The 18330-nt window shown below is 56.1% G+C and carries 8 protein-coding genes; 6 read left to right on the plus strand and 2 right to left on the minus strand.

Features of this window, described 5'->3' with window-relative positions; translation table 11 throughout:
* Positions 1-2: 2 nt before the first annotated feature.
* Together Poly21_RS23830 and Poly21_RS23835 are read right to left on the minus strand one after the other, a co-directional pair.
* Positions 3-2861, minus strand: coding sequence for an nSTAND1 domain-containing NTPase (locus tag Poly21_RS23830; protein WP_146409587.1), 2859 nt, complete (start codon positions 2859-2861; stop codon positions 3-5).
* Positions 2862-2888: 27 nt separating this feature from the next.
* Entirely contained in the window at positions 2889-6161 is a 3273-nt protein-coding gene (locus Poly21_RS23835) for a DUF7379 domain-containing protein (RefSeq protein ID WP_146409588.1), read from the minus strand.
* Positions 6162-6608: 447 nt separating this feature from the next.
* Between Poly21_RS23835 and Poly21_RS23840 the strand changes: the two genes are divergently transcribed.
* From Poly21_RS23840 to Poly21_RS23865, 6 genes are all read left to right on the plus strand, one after another.
* Positions 6609-9167 (plus strand): tetratricopeptide repeat protein, encoded by a 2559-nt coding sequence (locus Poly21_RS23840; RefSeq protein ID WP_146409589.1) that lies wholly within the window; start codon positions 6609-6611, stop codon positions 9165-9167.
* Between the two features lie 50 nt (positions 9168-9217).
* A complete protein-coding gene (locus tag Poly21_RS23845; RefSeq protein WP_436967522.1) occupies positions 9218-10024 on the plus strand; it encodes a DUF4159 domain-containing protein in 807 nt (268 codons plus the stop codon).
* A 319-nt stretch (positions 10025-10343) separates the two neighbouring features.
* A complete protein-coding gene (locus tag Poly21_RS23850; RefSeq protein ID WP_146409695.1) occupies positions 10344-11342 on the plus strand; it encodes an AAA family ATPase in 999 nt (332 codons plus the stop codon).
* Between the two features lie 10 nt (positions 11343-11352).
* Positions 11353-12405: a DUF58 domain-containing protein gene (locus Poly21_RS23855; RefSeq protein ID WP_302120418.1), complete on the plus strand. Its 1053-nt coding sequence runs from the start codon at positions 11353-11355 to the stop codon at positions 12403-12405.
* Positions 12402-14627, plus strand: coding sequence for a BatA domain-containing protein (locus tag Poly21_RS23860; RefSeq protein WP_146409591.1), 2226 nt, complete (start codon positions 12402-12404; stop codon positions 14625-14627). The genes Poly21_RS23855 and Poly21_RS23860 overlap by 4 nt, the downstream gene beginning before the upstream one ends.
* A complete protein-coding gene (locus tag Poly21_RS23865) occupies positions 14617-18327 on the plus strand; it encodes a hypothetical protein (RefSeq protein ID WP_146409592.1) in 3711 nt (1236 codons plus the stop codon). Before Poly21_RS23860 ends, Poly21_RS23865 begins: the two co-directional genes overlap by 11 nt.
* Positions 18328-18330: the final 3 nt, after the last annotated feature.

An 18330-nucleotide genomic window follows, 5' to 3' on the forward strand; every position in this document is an offset into this window, starting at 1 on the left:
AGTCACCGCGTGGCGGCGGACCTCGTAAGCAGCTCGTCGCAACACTCGCCCACGGTATCTGCCAGCTCGCTGAGTTTGCGCCTCGAATCCGCTGTCAACTTATCAAGATCCCAGCTGTGAAGTCCCTCCTCGCGGTACTTGTACATGGCGACTTCAAGGGTCGTGTCGCGTTCCCGGATGAGCTCGTTGTGCTGCAGCTCCACCCACCAAAGTTCGGCCCAATACAGCCTTTCAAACTCTTTCCTCCATACACTCATTGCTGCTCGATCGGGCGTCGCACTGGCAATGTTTCGTGTGACTTGACGTGCTCGATCGGTAAGGGCTCTGTTGAAGAGATCGCGTTCCATTTGACGTCGCAGATCTTTGGTCGCGTTGTCGATGGACGAGTCAGCGGCCAACGTGAGCTCTAAACCCGCGATGGTCCGTCGAACTAACTCGCGGACCCTCAGCCTGCACTGCGCCGCAGGATGTTGATCCTGCCAAACTTCGTACGGCCCGTCGTATTGCTCCCATGCCTGAATGAGCTCATCGATGTGGAGGGCTATTTCAGAGATGGCGGGAGTGATCAGGCGAAGAGTGTCGGGATTGTTGGATTCCACCAGCGCATTGTAGGCGTCACGAGCCTCTTGAGCGGTTTCGGCCGCCGCAATCTCGCTGGCCCAACGCGGCCAATCTAAGTACAAACTGAGATGATCCTTCACACTAAACTGTGCAAACCGCAGATTCGTTTCCGCCTCATACCACTTCCATCCGGCAACCCCGGCGAGAATCGCGATGGAGGAAGCGACAAGGCCCCACGTCACTCTTCGGCGGGCGCGAACTGCACGACTGCTGCGGACGAGTTGCTCTTCTTGAGAGCTCCACTTTTGAGTTCCCTGCTGGCCGTCTTCAACCGTCTTCAAGTCAGTCAGATCCAACGGGGTGAGCCGCCGACCGTCGGTGCATTCCCGCACGCGTGCGTCCAGAATCCTCCGTGCCCGTTGACCGGGCTTGTCAGACTGTTCAAACCGCTGACGAACGAGCGGTGCGATGGTGTCATGTGCCAGTCTCGTCGTTTGAGAACCTGCGTTGGCTGAATTGTCTGCAATGCTCAGCACATAGAGGTCCTGACAGTGCTGAAGCAAATCCGGCAGCACTGTTGATACATGCGAGTAGGCATCTTGTAGTTCTTTCAGCGAACACTGATCCGCCGTGCCGAGAGGCGTTGTATGGAGGGCAATCACATCCAACAGCAAACCGGAATCCACTGCGTTGGGACGACGACGGTGGATCTCCTCAATCTGTTGATCCAGAAAATCTCGCAATAGAATTCCATTCCGCCTGAGCTGCTGATAGAGTTCTTGGGTCATCGGTGGATGCCCAGAGTTGATCTGTTTCGCTTGCCTCCAAAGTTTCGTCAGCAAAATCTGCAGCGTTGGCGCAACCGAGGAATCACGATCCTCGAGTAGATCGTCGGCAATGATTTCTGGAAGATCGTGATCAATCTGCAGACCATACTGCATCTGCAATCGGACCGTTGAAGTTGGCCCTTTCACCGCTTCCATAATTCCCTGCCGCCCCAACCGCTCTAGGAAGACTTGCGAACAAGAAAGTCCGTATTTGCCGATCTGCGATTCCAATTCGGCCAACCATTCCTTGCGAAAGGCCAACACGAGTTTCCCCTGTGGACGGCGATTCACGTCACTGAATATGTCATTGAGGAAGTTCAAGAACCTCTCCAATTCATCGGGGAGCTCCTCGATTGGTCTCGTGAACAGTTCTTCCACTTGATCCAGAATTACGATAACCGGCCGGCCAAGCTGCGTTTCTCTCGCCCTCCATGCATCCTTACTCAGCCCGCATTGAGGGGGCAGCTGCAATGCCTGGCGAAGCGAGCCGAGTACACCTTCGTCGGCTCGACGCTCGTACGCGACATCGTATTGAGACTCGAGACGGGGGATCAATCCAGCGTCCAACAATGACGACTTCCCAACTCCCGACTGTCCGAACAGTAGCACAATTGGCGCGTTCCCCGGTGCCGTCAGTCGATCGTAGAGCCCCCTAATTTCACGGCCGCGGCCAAAGAAGACCTCGGCATCTTCTCGTCGGAACCAATTCAGTTGCCGGTAGGGGCTGGCAGGAAGGTCTTGTTTGGGTACCGGGGGCAGACCGAACAGCGGATCGTTCACCGCCAGCGGGAGACTCCACTGGTCAGCCGATTCTGAGCCCTCGCGCAAGTAGAGATTCCAAGGCCAACGATCTGTCGCTTGGATCGTGGTCGCTTCGCTCTGAGAATCACTCCCGAAATACAACGCCCGGATGTCTTTACCTGTCGCTGTTTGCACCGACGATTGTGCCTCCTTGTACGCAGTGCCAACCGCCGCTCCTCCTGATAAGCCCTGATAGAACTGAAAAGCAAAATCGGTGGCGACCCTGTCGTCGATTGCTTCCGATGTCGAGATCACCGCCGGGATATTCGCATCGAGCAATCCATCGGTATGCAGCTGTGTCGAGCAACCATTCAGAAACACCAAACGCAATCCCTTTTGCTGCGCTAGAAATGCGGCGAGACCTCCCGCATCTGCCGCTGCCACGTTGCCCTCAGCGGATTCGAGCAACAATTGAAAACCGTTGGCATGCCCACCGTAATGAAACACCGCAACTCGGTCGCGAAGCCGCGGATTCTGGAAAACTTTGAAGATGTCATTGGCTGTCGCGTTAGCGCGGACGACCACGTCACACAGCTCCGCCTGTTCGGCCCTCTCCAAAGCTGCTCTCAGCTGCCGTGCTTCCTCTGACAAATGTCTCAGATATCCACCGGGCTCCTGGTGGTTGTTGGCAAAGGCCAGAAAGACAACGGGCTTGGGATTAAGGTCGGACATATCAAGGAATGCTCCACCATTGATGCGTTACCATTGAATGCTCGCCATGGCTTTCAGTCCTGCGTCGGAACTGAAATAGTTCAGGTGATGACAGACAGCCAACTGCAATTGAGGTGCTGGCGTTCGATTGCCAGGCACGCCTTGGATGCTATCGTAGGCGACGGCGATGTCATGTCCCTCATTGCGATAGAGTGCATCAAATATGACTCCAGAACCGACCTTGGCAATCAGTCTCGCCATAATCTGGTCGGTGGATTCATAATAGTCGCGGATGTCGCCGGCAATGATTGTGTATCGCACATTAGGATCGAGACTGGAATTGAGCGCATAAATGAACTCCGAGGTGACGTTCATCTGCTCGAGCGTTGGGGTCACGTTCTTGGAACGATTCAACAGGTAGACCAACGCTCCAGCCCAGGGCGTGATTGCTGGGAAGGTGTTGATCGCCAACGTTGTCAGAACACTGCAAAGCTGCCTCGCTGAGTCGATCGCACCGAAAGGTGATCCAATGTTGGGCGTGCCAAACATCACGAGATGATCGACGACCGCATTGCCTCCCTCGCGCTCGATGAACCAACGCGAGACCAGACCACCCATGGAATGCACAAGCAATGTCAGGCGTACATCATCGTGTTCGCTTAATCCAACTTCAGCCAGCTGCTGTTGGAGCGCGACAGCGGTGTCCGCAATGGACGTGCTGAGGTTTTCGTAATCGTAGGTGAGCACCAAATCGAACTGTTCATCGACGCTCCTTCCATTCGCGTCTCGCGCCATGGTCAACCCCTGGGCGATTCCATCGGTGTCTCCGATGATCCCATGGATTAGCAGCAAGACGTTCTTGGCTGCCGCGACACGCGCGGCCACTCCGCGCTGATGCTTCACAATTGAGCCATCTGACTTGTACTCGACCCAGCAGATTTTGTTGACATTGCTCCGTCGCAAGTATGTTTTGAAAAAATAAAGTTTCAGAGCGCCTCCGAGACTGCGGCGATTGTCTGGAATATTCGGCAGATGACTAATTCGGATCTGTGTCCGTCCGCCTTCGCACTTCGTCGGATCTCCTGTCAACAGGATATGCTCGCCGTCGAAAGTTAAGGGCAAAATAAACTCGTCATCTGCTAAGTCGACATTCAGTTCAATCTCCAAGGGAGAACGAGTGAGCGTCTCGGGGTTTTGAATGTCGGAAAACTCCAACACGTTTCCTGTATCGCTATCGCCACGGGTTCCGGCGAAACTGAGCAACTCCATGCCTTGTCGCTCGAGAGCTCGTTCGAAACCCGCTCCTGCAACGACACCACGGCTCTTCGATTCAGGAGTGAGAAGACTCACACCAGCTTGGAAAGATGGATGGCCCTTGATCGTGATCTGGCGATTAGCAAGCGTTGTTTCCTGTTCGCTCACACGGCCAATTTCACGCACCAGTCTGACTCGAAGATCCTTCGTGAACCATTCGTTTTTGTGAGCAAGCTTCTTTCGCGGCGGGCCAAAACTCAACCCGCGGGTTGCCGAATCACCTGCGATCTCGCCAAGTTTTAATGGCTCTTGACCAATGAGAAAATCATCAACCTTCTCGGTGCTGACGATGATCTTGAAGGTGTGTATCGCATCGTCACCCTCGCATTCCTCTAACGCCAGGTTGAAAACTGCATTGCCATCGAGCGTGATGGTAAATTCTGCATCCGTGGGCTCGATCCGTTCGTTATACAAGACCTGGATGCCGTAGTCCTCCGAGAAGTGGGTCAGCAGCATGTGCAACGGTTGAGACGAACGATTCTCCGCCTTCAGGGTACCGCGAACGACCTTCCAATCGCCATCCTGCGAATCAATACCGATGGTGATCTCCGCGCCAGGGTATTCGTACTGCTTGGTGTCGCTGAAAACCTCGCAAAATTTGAACGGCACATCGTCCAGCTCTAACCTCGTCGATTCATTCCGGAGCGTTACCGCTCGCTCCCAGGCAGCAATCCGTTTGAGAATCGAGAACATGTACGCGGCCGCTTGCTGCGTGTAACCAATGGCTCCTTGGATTAACTCGCCCGTCTCGCGATGCTTCAGCAAGTAGCGTCCATCGTCTGCGACCAGCAGGTAACGTCCTCGTGCGGGTATGGAATGCAGCAAAGCAAACCCATCGGCGCGATTTTCTGATGCGGCGAGTGAGTCTTGGAGGACGTCGATTCCCGCGGCATCCCCGTCGACGTTCACCGCAAGCGGCGGAACGGGCAGACTTGTGATCTCTGCCTGGTACCGGGCGGACGAATCTGCCTCGAGGTCCAGCAACTTCAAGTCACTTTTTTGCGGTCCGACTCGAGTCGTCGTCGCGTATCCCGCGAGTCGCGTTGGACTTGATTCAGAGTACAGGGCGAGTTCAACATGCTGCTCAGGTGCACTAGCGAGCCCATGCAAGGCCCCACAAGCGACCTGCCAGCCGTTGTTCTCAAAGGAGACGCTGTACCGACGAGCAGCTTGCGATGCCACCCCGCTTAAAAAATCGCCGTATGCATTGAAACTCTTATAGGTTTCGAATTGCGGGTTCTGATTGTCAGCCCGTTTGCGTACCATCGCGCGGCAGCGGACGAAGAGGTCAGCGTACGAGATCCGGGTTCCCGACTGCTCCAACACTTCGAGCAGCGTGCTGGTGAACACGCCCCTGTGATCGTTCCCCTCCCAAGCCTTCTGTACACGTTCGCACGCCGCGAGGAGGATGTGGCGGCTCACAGGAATCTCAAGTGATTCTCCTTTGTTCAACAGGTCGATGTAGAACCCGTCCAGATAGCTCTCCAACGGCCGCTCGTGGGGAATTTCATGTGTCTGCCGTGCCCTGAACTGCGTGAAGTCATCCGCGCTGCGTGTTGCTGAACCCGAATGGCAGCAATCAAAGATAACGGCGAGATGAGGCGAATTTTTCGCAACTTCAGCCAACAGTACGGCTAACTCCTTGTCCGCCAAATCGGTGCAACCAGGGTCTCGACTGTTGTAACAGACCAGACCTTCATCCCATCCGTCAGGATAAAACTTCCTAAACTCAACCGCCGACTTCGAACGAGCACCGTGACCGCAGTACTGGAACACGCACACATCATCTTTATCAGCCCTGCCGAGATGTGCTCGAAATCGTTCGATGACATTCTCACGCGTCGCGTCCGCATCCAGCAATGTCTCGATATGTAAACGGTTGCGATCATAGTTGTCCAACAGGTAATCGCTGAAGTGCTGGACATCGTTGACGCAGCCATAGAGCCTACCGACGTGAGATGGGTAGTCATTGATACCGACAAGCAATGCATAGATCTCATTCGCCATCAAACTGACTCTTGGTGTTGGAAGTCCACTCGATCACCGTTCTACTCACCGCATCGTTTCAGCCATGCACGCCAACCGTGCTCATAGACACTCAAACTCCACGACGCCTCCTCGAAGCGGATGCATCGTATAGTCCAGCGGAGGGGGTGGCAATAGTTTTGCTATCTTTTCAACGAAGCCGTCTTCGGCGGCCAGTCGGATACGTCCTGCTGAATGTGAGTCGCAAACTCGTTGCTGCGTCGTGAAGCATCATCGTATTGAGACGTTGCAATAGATTTGATGATTTTTTGGTGTCACCGCTGAGTTTGGCAACTGTCAGCTCAGAGTAACGCTAGAATGTCGAGGGCAGAAACACTTCTCACGGGGAGCCGAAGACTCATGCTTGGTTCGAGTTTAGATTCGATTTGCACGAACGCTCGATGCGTTTTACAAGGCATCGTGCTGTTGATGACGACAGTTGTCGGACCTTCGCTGATCTCAACTACGATCGTTTCCGCTGCCGATCTATTGGCCGCCCAGCAGCAGTTTCTCGCCGGTCAGTACGAGGACGCTGCGGCAGTTGCTGCTGCGGAAGTCGAACGTGGAACATGGAATGAGCGGTGGCCGCGATTGCTCATCGACTGCCAGATGACCACCGGAGAGTATGCGGCTGCGCTGCAGACCTACGAGGATGCTATTCAAAGGTATCCGACCAGCCTGTCACTGCGTGTGCAGGGACTGGGGGTCATGCGGTTTAACAACCTGCCTGTGCTCGCTGAGGAATCTCAAGCTCGCATCCTCCAACTCTTGCGAACCGCTCCCGCCCGTTTTGCCAGCCGCGATAACCTAGTCGCCGCCGGTCGCTATTTCTCTGAGCGTGGCGAAGACGCTCGTCAAATCTTGAAACTGTTTTATGATCGCGCCCGGGATAGTGACCCCACTTTCGTCGAGGCATACATTGCGACTGCGGAGTTAGCGCTGCAGAAAGGGGATTTCAAAGTCGCGGCGGAAACGTTGCAGCAGGCCCAACGCATCGAGACGACCGACCCACGCGTTCACTATCTGTTGGCTCGGGCTTGGGAATCGAGTGATGCCGAAAAGGCGGCCAAAGCGATTTCCCAGGCTTTAACGCTCAATCCGCGACACGTACCGAGCTTGTTGTTCGTTGCTGATCGTTCCATTGATCGGGAACAATACCACGCGGCGGAATCTACCCTGCAAGAGATCCTGGCGATTAATCCCCACGAGCAACAAGCCTGGGCGTTACGGGCAGTGCTGGCTCACTTAGCGGGTAACGAGGATATCGAGGCTTTGATGCGCGCCTCGGCTCTGAGCACGTGGGCAGCCAACCCGCAGGTGGATCACCTGATCGGCCTCAAGCTGTCTCAAAAGTATCGCTTCAAGGAGGGCTCCGAATATCAACGTGCCGCGCTCGAGCTAGACCCCAACTACACCACCGCAAGTTTTCAATTAGCCCAAGACCTGCTCCGTCTGGGCTATGACGATGTGGGTTGGGAGCTCGCCCATGAAGTCGCCGCAGACGACGAGTACAACGTCATTGCACACAACCTAATCACGCTTCACGATCGGCTGCAAAAGTTCAGTGTTTTGGAAATGGGCGACATCCACGTACGGATGGATCGCCAGGAAGCTGAGATCTATGGTGACGCGGTGCTGGAGTTATTGACCGAAGCCGAGTCCGTCCTGTGCACCAAGTACGACGTCGAACCCACGGCGCCGATCGTTGTTGAGATCTTTCCTGAACAAAAAGACTTCGCTATTCGCACCTTTGGATTACCAGGAGGAGCCGGTTTCTTAGGCGTTTGCTTTGGTCGCGTTATTACCGCAAACAGCCCAGCCTCACAGGGGCCACGACCTAGCAATTGGCGCAGCGTGCTCTGGCACGAATTCTGCCACGTGGTCACGCTGGAGAAAACCAAGAATCGAATGCCACGTTGGCTCAGCGAGGGGATTTCTGTTTACGAGGAGCGGCAGCGTGATCCGTCTTGGGGCGAATCAATGACGCCGCAGTATCGTGCAATGCTGCTGGATGAAAAACTGACGCGGGTGAGCAACCTGAGCGCCGCATTCCTCAGCCCACCGTCACCGACACATCTGCAATTTGCGTACTTTGAGTCATCGCTTGTCGTCGAATTTTTAATCGAGCGTCACGGGATGGACGCATTGAAACAGATACTCGGTGACCTGGGAGATGGCCTGCCCATCAATGATGCGCTTGTTCGTTCCGCAGGATCACTTGGGAAATTAGATAGTGAATTTGCTGATTTCGCTCGCCAGAGAGCGGAGGCATTTGCTCCGGAAGTCGACTGGTCGAAAGGCGACCTCCCCGAGCAGGCGTCGCTTGATCAGCTGCAAGCATGGAGCGAGCAACATCCTGATAATTATTGGGCTCTACGAGGTCTCGCCGAAGCATATTTCGCAGCAAAGCAATGGGAAGAGGCGCAGGCTCCCCTCGAACGCCTGCGGGAGCTAGATGCGGTGACTGCCGAGCGAGGTGGCCCGTTGGAGATGTTGGCTGACGTTTATCACGCCACCAACCAGCCACAGCAAGAACGCGAAACACTCGAAATAATTGTTTCACTTTCCAGCGATGCTTTACCGGCATTGCGGCGTTTAATGGAGATGGCCGTCGAAAACCAAGAATGGGATCAATTGTCCAACTACGCCGGAGACGTCTTGTCGATCAATCCATTGCTGCCAACCGGCCACGAACAACTGGCGCGGGCGGCTGACGAACTTGATCGGCCTAAGGATACCGTGCGATCCTTGCGCGCGCTCGCCAACATGGACCCCGTCGATCCTGCTGCTCTCGACTTTCGCCTCGCCCAGGCTCTGGCGACGATGGGTTCAACCGATCAAGCCAGACAGCACGTGCTACGGGCACTCGAAGAAGCCCCCCGCTACCGCGACGCCCATCGGTTGTTGTTACATTTAGCTGAGGAAACACCTGCGTCTTCGGCTGCCGAGGAGCAAACCGCACCAGATCCCAGCGAGGAGAGCCCATGATCGCACGTACTCCATCTCGAAAATTGGTGCTTGGCCTTGCGGTGTTGGCGATGTTGCTTTCCGGTGTTGCCGCAGCGCAGCGCGGATGGTGGCGCGACGGGATCTCCAGCGAACGCAATGGTGTCCCGGACTGGGAAGTGGACGAGGATTTCAAAGGTGACCTATTCACGTTTGTACGCATCAGGTACGAGTCCTACGGCGGCCGGGGACGTGGACGAGGTGGTGGCGGCTGGCGCACCGACTACCGCGATAGCGATCTTAACTTCTCACTTCGTCTGCAGCAGCTAACGACTTTGAAAGTCAACCCTGAACCAAAGGTCTTGGAACTGACAGATGAAGAGCTGTTCGATTATCCGTTTATCTACATTATCGAACCCGGTTCGCTGATGTTCAATGAGGCCGAGGTTGCAGCCCTACGCCGCTATTGTCTTAACGGTGGCTTCTTGATGGTGGATGATTTTTGGGGTGACTCGCAGTACGACAACCTGAGACAGGAACTGCAACGAGTCTTTCCCGATCGCACTCCCCAGGAAGTGCCACTGTCGCACGAAATTTTTCACTGCGTTTACGATTTGAAGGAAAAACCTCAGGTGCCTGCCATCAATGCCGCCCGCCGCGGCTACGATGGCAGCATCGGCACCTGGGAGCAAACGTGGGACGGAAGTGACAACTCGATTCCGCACTATCGGGCCATCTATGATGACGAAGACCGCATCATGGTTTTCATCTGTCACAACACCGATCTCGGTGACGGCTGGGAGCGTGAAGGCGAGGACCAGTGGTACTTCGAAGAGTTCTCTGTCAAAAAAGCCTATCCCATGGGAATCAATATTGTGACTTATGCCATGACGCATTGACAAACATCACAAACTTGTTGCACCTTGAATCAACCGGTCAGCGCTAGCCCCGGTTTCCTATCGCCAGCAGCGAGGAACACTCACTAACATACCAACGTGCGATGCTTCACCTTCGTCAAGATAGCCGCAGTTCTAAGCGTCCAGTAGAACGCGGCTAGCGGCCACCGACTGATTCCCACTCGGACGAGTCCGAACGATCCACGACTGCTGAAACGCCGGTGCTAGCCGCCACCAATGTTATCTCGTATGGATCGCCGCGAAACTTGAGACGCCCCCGAAACCTCGATTAAAAGTTCTTTTGCCGATGACCGTGGAAACCATGTCCCTCGAAGAGGAAGCCCGTGTTGTGGAGCAAATCCGCACGGGACGAGAGCAGATTAGCCGTGAACTATCCAAAGTGATCGTCGGTCAACAGGATGTCATTGAACAGCTGTTGATCTGTTTGTTTGCAGGTGGTCATTGCCTGATCACCGGCGCTCCGGGACTCGCCAAAACACTATTGGTCAGCAGCGTGGCGAGAGTATTTCACCTTCATTTCCAACGCATCCAGTTTACTCCTGACTTGATGCCGGCTGACATTACGGGCACGGAGATTCTTGAGCAGTCCGAGGATGGACGCCGCCAGTTGCAGTTCGTCAAAGGTCCTATTTTCGCCAACGTGATTCTCGCTGACGAGATCAATCGTACGCCGCCGAAAACTCAAGCCGCGTTGCTTGAGGCGATGCAGGAGCACCAAGTCACCGCGACCGGAAGGCGACATAAACTGGAGGAGCCGTTTTTCGTATTAGCCACACAGAATCCAATCGAGATGGAGGGAACGTACCCGCTCCCGGAGGCTCAACTTGATCGTTTCATGTTCAACGTGATGATCGACTACTTGCCCAAAGAGGATGAGCTTGCGGTCGTACTACGGACGACTTCGTCGCGGCCCGAGGCGATTGAGCCCTTGTTCACGGGTGAGGACGTGATCCGATTCCACGAGGCTGTCCGTAAGGTGCCGATTGCAAATGAGGTCGGTGCGTACGCTGTTCGCTTGTCAGCGTCCACTCGGCCAGGACGTGAAGGCACACCCGACTTCATCGACAACTGGGTGAGTTGGGGCGCGGGAACACGAGCTGCTCAAACTCTGGTGTTAGGCGCAAAGGCTCGTGCTCTCCTCAATGGCAAAGCACATGTGAGCATGGATGACATTCGGGCGCTCGCCCACCCCACGCTGAGGCACCGCGTGCTACTCAGCTACAAGGCGGAAGCTGAAGGTATCACGATCGAAAATGTGATCGACCAATTGTTATCGAATGTTTCGACCTCGGCTTCCTGATCGGATTCTCATGGCCAGCGCAAGCCCAACTATCGGTCAGCCAAGCAACGAGAACAGTCGCGTTGCGAACAAGCAAGCGAACAGTAAGCGATCAGCGGATCGAGGTGCCAATGGCACCAATGGTGCCACCCAGATCGATCCGCTCGCGGTGATGCGCATCAAAGACCTACAGCTCCGCGCCAAGGCGGTCGTGGAAGGATTCTACAACGGTCTGCACCGCAGTCCTTTCCACGGCTATTCAGTTGAATTTAGCGAGTACCGCCCCTATAGCGTTGGCGACGATCTCCGCGGGCTCGACTGGAAGCTGTTTGCCCGTAGCGACCGTTATTTCATCAAGAAGTTCGAGGATGAAACAAATCGTCGCTGCTATCTGGTTCTCGACCAAAGTCAATCGATGGGTTTCAGCTCGCTCGATTACTCCAAAATCGAATATGCGCGAACGATGGTCGCAACGCTCGCTTACTACCTCACTCTGCAGCGAGACAGCGTTGGACTGATGACTTTTGATGAAACGATCGGCGACTTCATCAGCGCCAGAAATCGGCCGGGTCATCTGCGTCAGCTATTTGTTGCACTTTCGCGTGAGACTCGCGGCAGCGGGACGGACCTGGATGGACCATTGCGGCAAATTGCATCGTTGATTCGCCGGCGTGGCCTGGTGATCCTCGTCTCGGACTTGCTCGCTCCGCCAGAGTCGCTGCGGACGAACCTAGCCTATCTGAGATCACGCGGGCACGAGGTGATGATCTTGCGGGTCAACGATCCCGCTGAAACGCAACTGCAACTCGACTCACCCAGCATGATTGTCGACCTAGAGACTGGCAAAGAGATTTACATTGATCCCGAGGCGGCCAGAGGCGACTACGTGAAACGCTTTGACGAGCACGGACGGCAGATCCAGGCGATCTGTGATGCACTGGGCGTCGACTATTTCCCCATCACAACTGACCAGCCTATGGAGCAGGTACTTTTTCATCTGGTCAATTCGCAGCAACGTCGCAGCGCCCGGACGGCGCGGGGTGGGATGCTGGCCAGCGCCCATCGATCTGGAGGTGCCACGTGAGCCTGCTCGCACCGCTCTACTTCGCAGGCGCACTCGCAATCGGCTTGCCGATCCTATTCCACATGATCCGCCGCCGACCGCGCGGCGAAGTCAAGTTCAGCTCGCTGATGTTTTTGCGCCCTACCCCGCCGAAATTAACGCGGCGGAGCCGCTTGGATAACTGGCCACTGCTCTTGATCCGCGCACTGGCTTTGTTACTCATGGCGGCTGCCTTTGCCCGGCCGTACTTGCGCAGTGCAACAACCGCCGATTCAGATTTGCCAGGACGGCGGATGGTGATCGCCGTGGATCGGAGCGCCAGCATGCAGCGTGCAGGTCTCTGGGATCAAGCCAAGACGCAAGTCGACGAAGTCTTGTCCGACCTCCGCCCCGGTGACGAGATTGCCTTGGTCGCCTTTGACAACGAACCCACAACGCTGTTGCAATTCGATCAAACCAGTCGCCTGACGCCCGCTCAGATGCGATCATCGGTCAATGCAGCGCTCGTTGAGAGCGCCCCCACCTGGGCCAGTACCGACCTAGGCCGTGCAATTGCGTTTGCAGCCGACTTGGCGGTGACTTACGAACCCGCTGACCGCGAACTACTGAGCGAGAATACTTCGGAACTCTCAACCAGCGAATCCTCCCACCGCAGCGGGCCGGCGACGCTGATCGTCGTCACCGATATGCAGGTCGGTAGCAATATCGAAAGCCTGCAGGTTTTCGCTTGGCCCGACCAGCTGAGCCTCGACATTCGCCGAGTGTTTTCAGATCGGCGAACCAACGCATCGGCCCAGGTACTGACGATGCCAGACAGTGCGCCGGAGACGAAGGATGGAGTTCGTATTCGCGTGTCCAATTCTGCCAGCGCCGATCAATCGTCGTTTCGTGTCAGCTGGGCCAATTCGGGGGGCGTGGAACTTGAGGATTCGGGAATGCCGATCCAGGTACCCCCAGGTGAGTCTCGGGTGATGCGGATGCCGGAGCCGGCCCCGGGTGCCACCGCATTGAAGCTGGAAGGCGACGACCACGACTTCGACAACACTTGGTACATCGTCAGTCCGCAGCCGGAATCATTGTCACTCCTGTATCTGGGTGCTGATCCCTCAAACGCTGGCAAGCCGGACACTGTCAGCGGTTCGGACGGCCGTCCTAGTTCGATGACGCCGAATCCACGCAGTAGCCTGCTCTATTACCTGCAGCGCGTGCCTCTCAACACGAGCCGCAGAACAGTGTCCATCGAGTCGATGTCGCCGGATGACCTGAAGAAAGTCCCTGATTCGAAGGACGTACCGTTAGTGGTGGTGACCGAGCCCTGTTCCACGGATACAGCAGGGTTGTTGCGCGAGTACGTCCGTTCGGGAGGGCAACTGTTGTACGTCCTCGCCAGGGAAGACATGCACGAGGCGTCGACGGTCTCCCTCCGATCAATCGCGGGAGTGGATGAATTGCTGATTAATGAAGCTTCGGTAAGTGATTATGTGATGCTTTCACGAATCAACTTTCGTCATCCCCTGTTCGCGAGCATGTCAGATCCCCAGTTTAACGATTTCACGAAGATTCGCTTCTGGTCCCATCGGACACTCACGCAACTTCCGGAAAAGTGGAATATCCTGGCTCAATTTGACGATGGAGATCCCGCCTTGGTTGAACAGTCCATCGGTGACGGCACGATGTGGGTGTTGGCCGCAGGCTGGCAACCGGAAGCGAGCCAACTGGCGTTGTCGACCAAGTTCATTCCGTTGATCTTTGGACTATTCGACGCCAGTAAGGGATTTCCAAACAGTGGCAATCTATTCTCGGTGGGTGATCAGCTTTCTCTGGAGCCCTCGCCGACCGCAGAGATCACACTGCCGGATGGACAGATGGTCGCCATCCAAAATCCGTCTGATTTCAGCACCTTCGATCAGCCTGGGATTTACTCGATCCGCGATGGCGACTCGACGCGCAGCATGGCAGTCAATATTGAGAGCGCCGAGAGTCTGACTGACACGATCGGAGCGGATGCCTTGGAGCGTTTCGGCATCAAATTAGGGTCTACCCCGTCAACTGCAGTCGAGTTAGCCAGCGAGCGTCAACTTCGTGACCTTGAACTGGAGGGGCGGCAACGATTGTGGCAATGGTTACTGGTGGCTGCCTTGGCACTCCTCGGATTAGAAACGTTACTTGGCGGTCTGCTCAGCAAATCGCGGCCGGCCCACTACCCTACGCCGATTGCTGCGAGGTTTAACGATGCACGATAAGCTGCTCAACCGAATCAATGCCGTGACACGACGCCTACGCGCCGTTCGCCGCTGGCAACTTGGGGCAATCGTAGCATTCACGGGCGCACTGATCGGTATCGCGCTGTTGAGCTACGCTGAGTCGCACCAACGTAGCGGAACCGAATTGGCTCTTGGACTGCTGATCGGCACAGGAATTCTGTTCATCATTGTTGCTCTATTGGCACGCTCGAGCTACCGCAATCCGCGTCAAGTTGCTTCGCAAATCGAAAGCCGCTACCCCGATTTGGATCAGCGGCTGCTCACGGCCTTGAGCCAGACTGAAGACAAACAGCAACCACTGGGTTACTTGCAGCAGCGTGTGTTCAAGGAGGTGCGTGATCATGCGCGCAGTCACGCTTGGGGCGATGTCGTCCCGGAACGACGCTTGAAATGGAGTCGGATACTAGGAATTGGCGCAACGGGAATCTGGGCCGTCGTGCTGGGCTTGCTCATGACGTCGCATCCCGCTCAGCAATCTCAAGCCGTTGCCTCACGAATTGAGCCGGTATGGAAGGTCGTCGTTGAACCAGGAAACACTGAAGTCGAGCGTGGCAGCAGCCTGGTCATCACGGCACGGTTCAGCGGGTTGAAAACCGACACAGTTCCGAGTGAAGCCGAATTAATCTGCACTGCAGCAGACGGCAGCGAGCGACGCATTGCCATGAAACGGAACTTGGCCGATCCCGTTGTGGGCGGTTTTCTGGCCTCAGTTGATCAGGAGCTCACCTATCAAATCGAGGGCGTTGATTGGCAGAGTGAACGGTATCAAGTCGACGTGTTCGAGTTTCCTGCGGTCGTGCGCAGTGACGCTTATCTCGACTACCCCGAATATACCGGATTGGCTGACAAGCGAGTCGAAGATACCGTCCGCGTTTCGGCTGTCGAAGGCACTCGTGTCAAATGGATCTGTTTCGTCAACAAACCTGAATCCCGCGGTGAGCTGGTCGCGAAGGACGGCGAGCGGATTACCCTACACAGCGACGCAGATAACCCCGGCGCACTGTCCGCAGAGATCGACCTTCAGGAGACAGAGCGTTTCACAGTTAAGTTAATCGACAACGAGGGACGTGAGAATAAGCATCCACCCGAACTCATCGCTCGGGTCCTGGCCAATCGGCCGCCTGACTTAAAGCTCGCGGTCGCGCGGGACGTGAGCGTCTCGCCGCTTGAGGAACTGCCGATCGCGGCGGAAGTTCGAGACGACTTTGGCGTCACACAGATCGGCCTGACCTATCTGTTCGCCGATCAACCTCCGCAAGACGTTACTCTGGCAGAATCAATCGGTCGAGGTGAAAAGAAACAAGTCGATCATCTAGTCGAATTCGAGAGGCTCGGCGCTGAGCCCGATCAACTCTTGTCCTACCACTTTTGGGCAGACGACATCGGTCCTGACGGTCAGCCGCGCCGCACTCAGTCTGATCTCTATTTTGCCGAAGTACGCCCCTTCGAAGAAATCTATCGTGAGGGTGAGCCACCGCCAGGCGGTCAGTCCCCTCAATCACAACAGGCCAGTCAGTCAAGTCAGAACGCTGAGCAGGCCCAGGAATTGGCTGAACTGCAAAAGGAGATCATCAATGCCACCTGGACGGTCGTTCGGCGTGAAGGTAATAACCCGCCCACAAAGGACTTTAGCAGTGACGTCCTGCTCCTCATGGAATCGCAGGCGCAAGCGATCGAGATGCTGGAGGACTTGGCCGAAACCATTCAAGATCCACAATCGGAAGGGTTCGTAGACCTCGTGCGAAAGCACATGCAGACTGCGATGGCCAAGCTCACCGCGGCAGAAGCCGACGACGTTCCGGAGCCGCTCGCTCCGGCAATGGTGGCCGAGCAAGCCGCCTACGGGGCGCTGCTGAATCTTCGTTCTCGCGAGTTTGAAGTCGTCCAGTCTCAGCAACAGCAACAACAAAGCAGTTCGAGTTCGTCCGCCCAGCAACGCCAGCAACAACTCGATGAGCTGGAGCTAGAACAGGACGAGAATCGCTACGAAACACAGCAGCAAGCGCAGGAGACGCAAGTTCAAGAGGAACAGCGGGAAGTCCGTCAAGTACTCAATCGGCTTCGCGAACTGGCCCGCCGCCAGGAGGACCTGAATAAGCAACTCGCCCAGCTACAGTCGGCACTGGAGCAGGCCGATACCGAGCAAGAGCGGGAGGAAGTCGAGCGTCAACTGAAACGTCTCCGCGAGCAACAGCAAGATCTTTTGCGGGAAACTGATGAACTAGCCGAACGAATGCAGCAGCCCGAAAACCAAGAGACCATGCAGGAAGCATCTGAAAAGTTAGAGCAGACACGGGAAAATGTTCGTCAAGCGGCCGAGGCGTTGCAGCAATCAGACGCTGCCGAAGCCCTGACCTCTGGCAAACGCGCCGAGCGTGAGTTCGAGGAGATGCGGGATGAGTTTCGACAGCGCGCCGCAGGCGAATTCAATGATTCTGTTCGCGAAATGCGAAACGAAGCTCAGGAGTTGAGTCAACAACAAGAACAACTCGCCGAGCAAATGCAGGAGGTCGATCAAAACGATCAGCCGGGACTCCGCAGCGGAGATATACGTGAGCAAATTCTCGATACACTGGAGGACCAAGAGGAACGCCTCGGCGAATTGCTTCAGCAAATGCAGGAGACGGTCGAGGAGGCCGAATTGGCGGAGCCGCTGCTCGCCCAAAAACTCTACGATTCTTACCGCAGAACCAAGCAGCGACAAATTGAAGAGCGATTGCAGGGAACTTCGGAATTGCTGGACCGCGGTTTCGACCCTCAAGCTCGTGAATTTCAGCGTGAAGCGGGCGAGGGCATTGAGGAGCTGCGGAAGGATCTCGAAGATGCCGCCGAGTCCGTGCTGGGAGATGAAACCGAGGCCCTCCAACGGGCACTCGGGGAGTTGGAGCGGTTGTCAGAGAGTCTGGATGAAGAAATCGATCAATCCACCCCTGACCGCTCCGGTCCAACCGACGCGCAGCAGCAAGACCAACAGAACGGACAACCCAGCGACGACGGGGCGACGCAGCCAGGGGGTGAGCCGTCGGGCCAACCCAGCGAGGCTGGACAGCGTCAGGCCACTGCGGGGCAACAGCCTCAGCCAGGTGAAGCCTCGGACAGCGGTGAGCGACAACCGCCAGGCGATAACCAACCACCGGGTCAAGCTCGAGGGCAAGAGCAAGGGCAAGGAAGCGGTCAGACGCCTGGCGACCCCGCCGAAACATCGCCGGCGGCGCAGCGCGGAAATGGTGGGGGCAGTGAAAATCGATCCCAGGGAGAAAACGAGGCACGCCCTAACTCCGAAGGTCGTGGCGAAGGTGGAGCGTTGAGCCAGTACGCAGCCAACACGCCGGGCGGGTCGCCGCTAACGGGAGATGGATTCCAAGACTGGTCTGATCGCTTACGGGACGTCGAGGAGATGGTTGATGATCCAGAGCTCCGTTCGCAGGCGGCTCGCATTCGTGATCGAGCGCGAGAGGTTCGTCTCGATTTTCGTCGACATTCCCAAGAGCCGCAGTGGTCCACCGTCGAGAAAATGATTGCTGAACCGCTGCGGGAACTGAAGCGAGATGTCGCCGAGGAATTGGTCCGGCGTTCGGCAGAGAAACACGCGCCAGTCCCGATTGATCGGGATCCCGTGCCCGCCGAGTTTACCGAAGCGGTGCGGCAGTACTACGAGAGCCTGGGGAGCGGGAACTAATGG

The organism is Allorhodopirellula heiligendammensis, assembly GCF_007860105.1.
Taxonomy (GTDB): Bacteria; Planctomycetota; Planctomycetia; order Pirellulales; family Pirellulaceae; genus Rhodopirellula; species Rhodopirellula heiligendammensis.

Coding starts and splice junctions, on each gene's coding strand:
- Poly21_RS23830 (WP_146409587.1), bottom strand. CDS start 2,861: ATGTCCGACCTTAATCCCAAGCCCGTTGTCTTTCTGGCCTTTGCCAAC.
- Poly21_RS23835 (WP_146409588.1), bottom strand. CDS start 6,161: ATGGCGAATGAGATCTATGCATTGCTTGTCGGTATCAATGACTACCCA.
- Poly21_RS23840 (WP_146409589.1), top strand. CDS start 6,609: ATGACGACAGTTGTCGGACCTTCGCTGATCTCAACTACGATCGTTTCC.
- Poly21_RS23845 (WP_436967522.1), top strand. CDS start 9,218: ATGTTGCTTTCCGGTGTTGCCGCAGCGCAGCGCGGATGGTGGCGCGAC.
- Poly21_RS23850 (WP_146409695.1), top strand. CDS start 10,344: ATGTCCCTCGAAGAGGAAGCCCGTGTTGTGGAGCAAATCCGCACGGGA.
- Poly21_RS23855 (WP_302120418.1), top strand. CDS start 11,353: ATGGCCAGCGCAAGCCCAACTATCGGTCAGCCAAGCAACGAGAACAGT.
- Poly21_RS23865 (WP_146409592.1), top strand. CDS start 14,617: ATGCACGATAAGCTGCTCAACCGAATCAATGCCGTGACACGACGCCTA.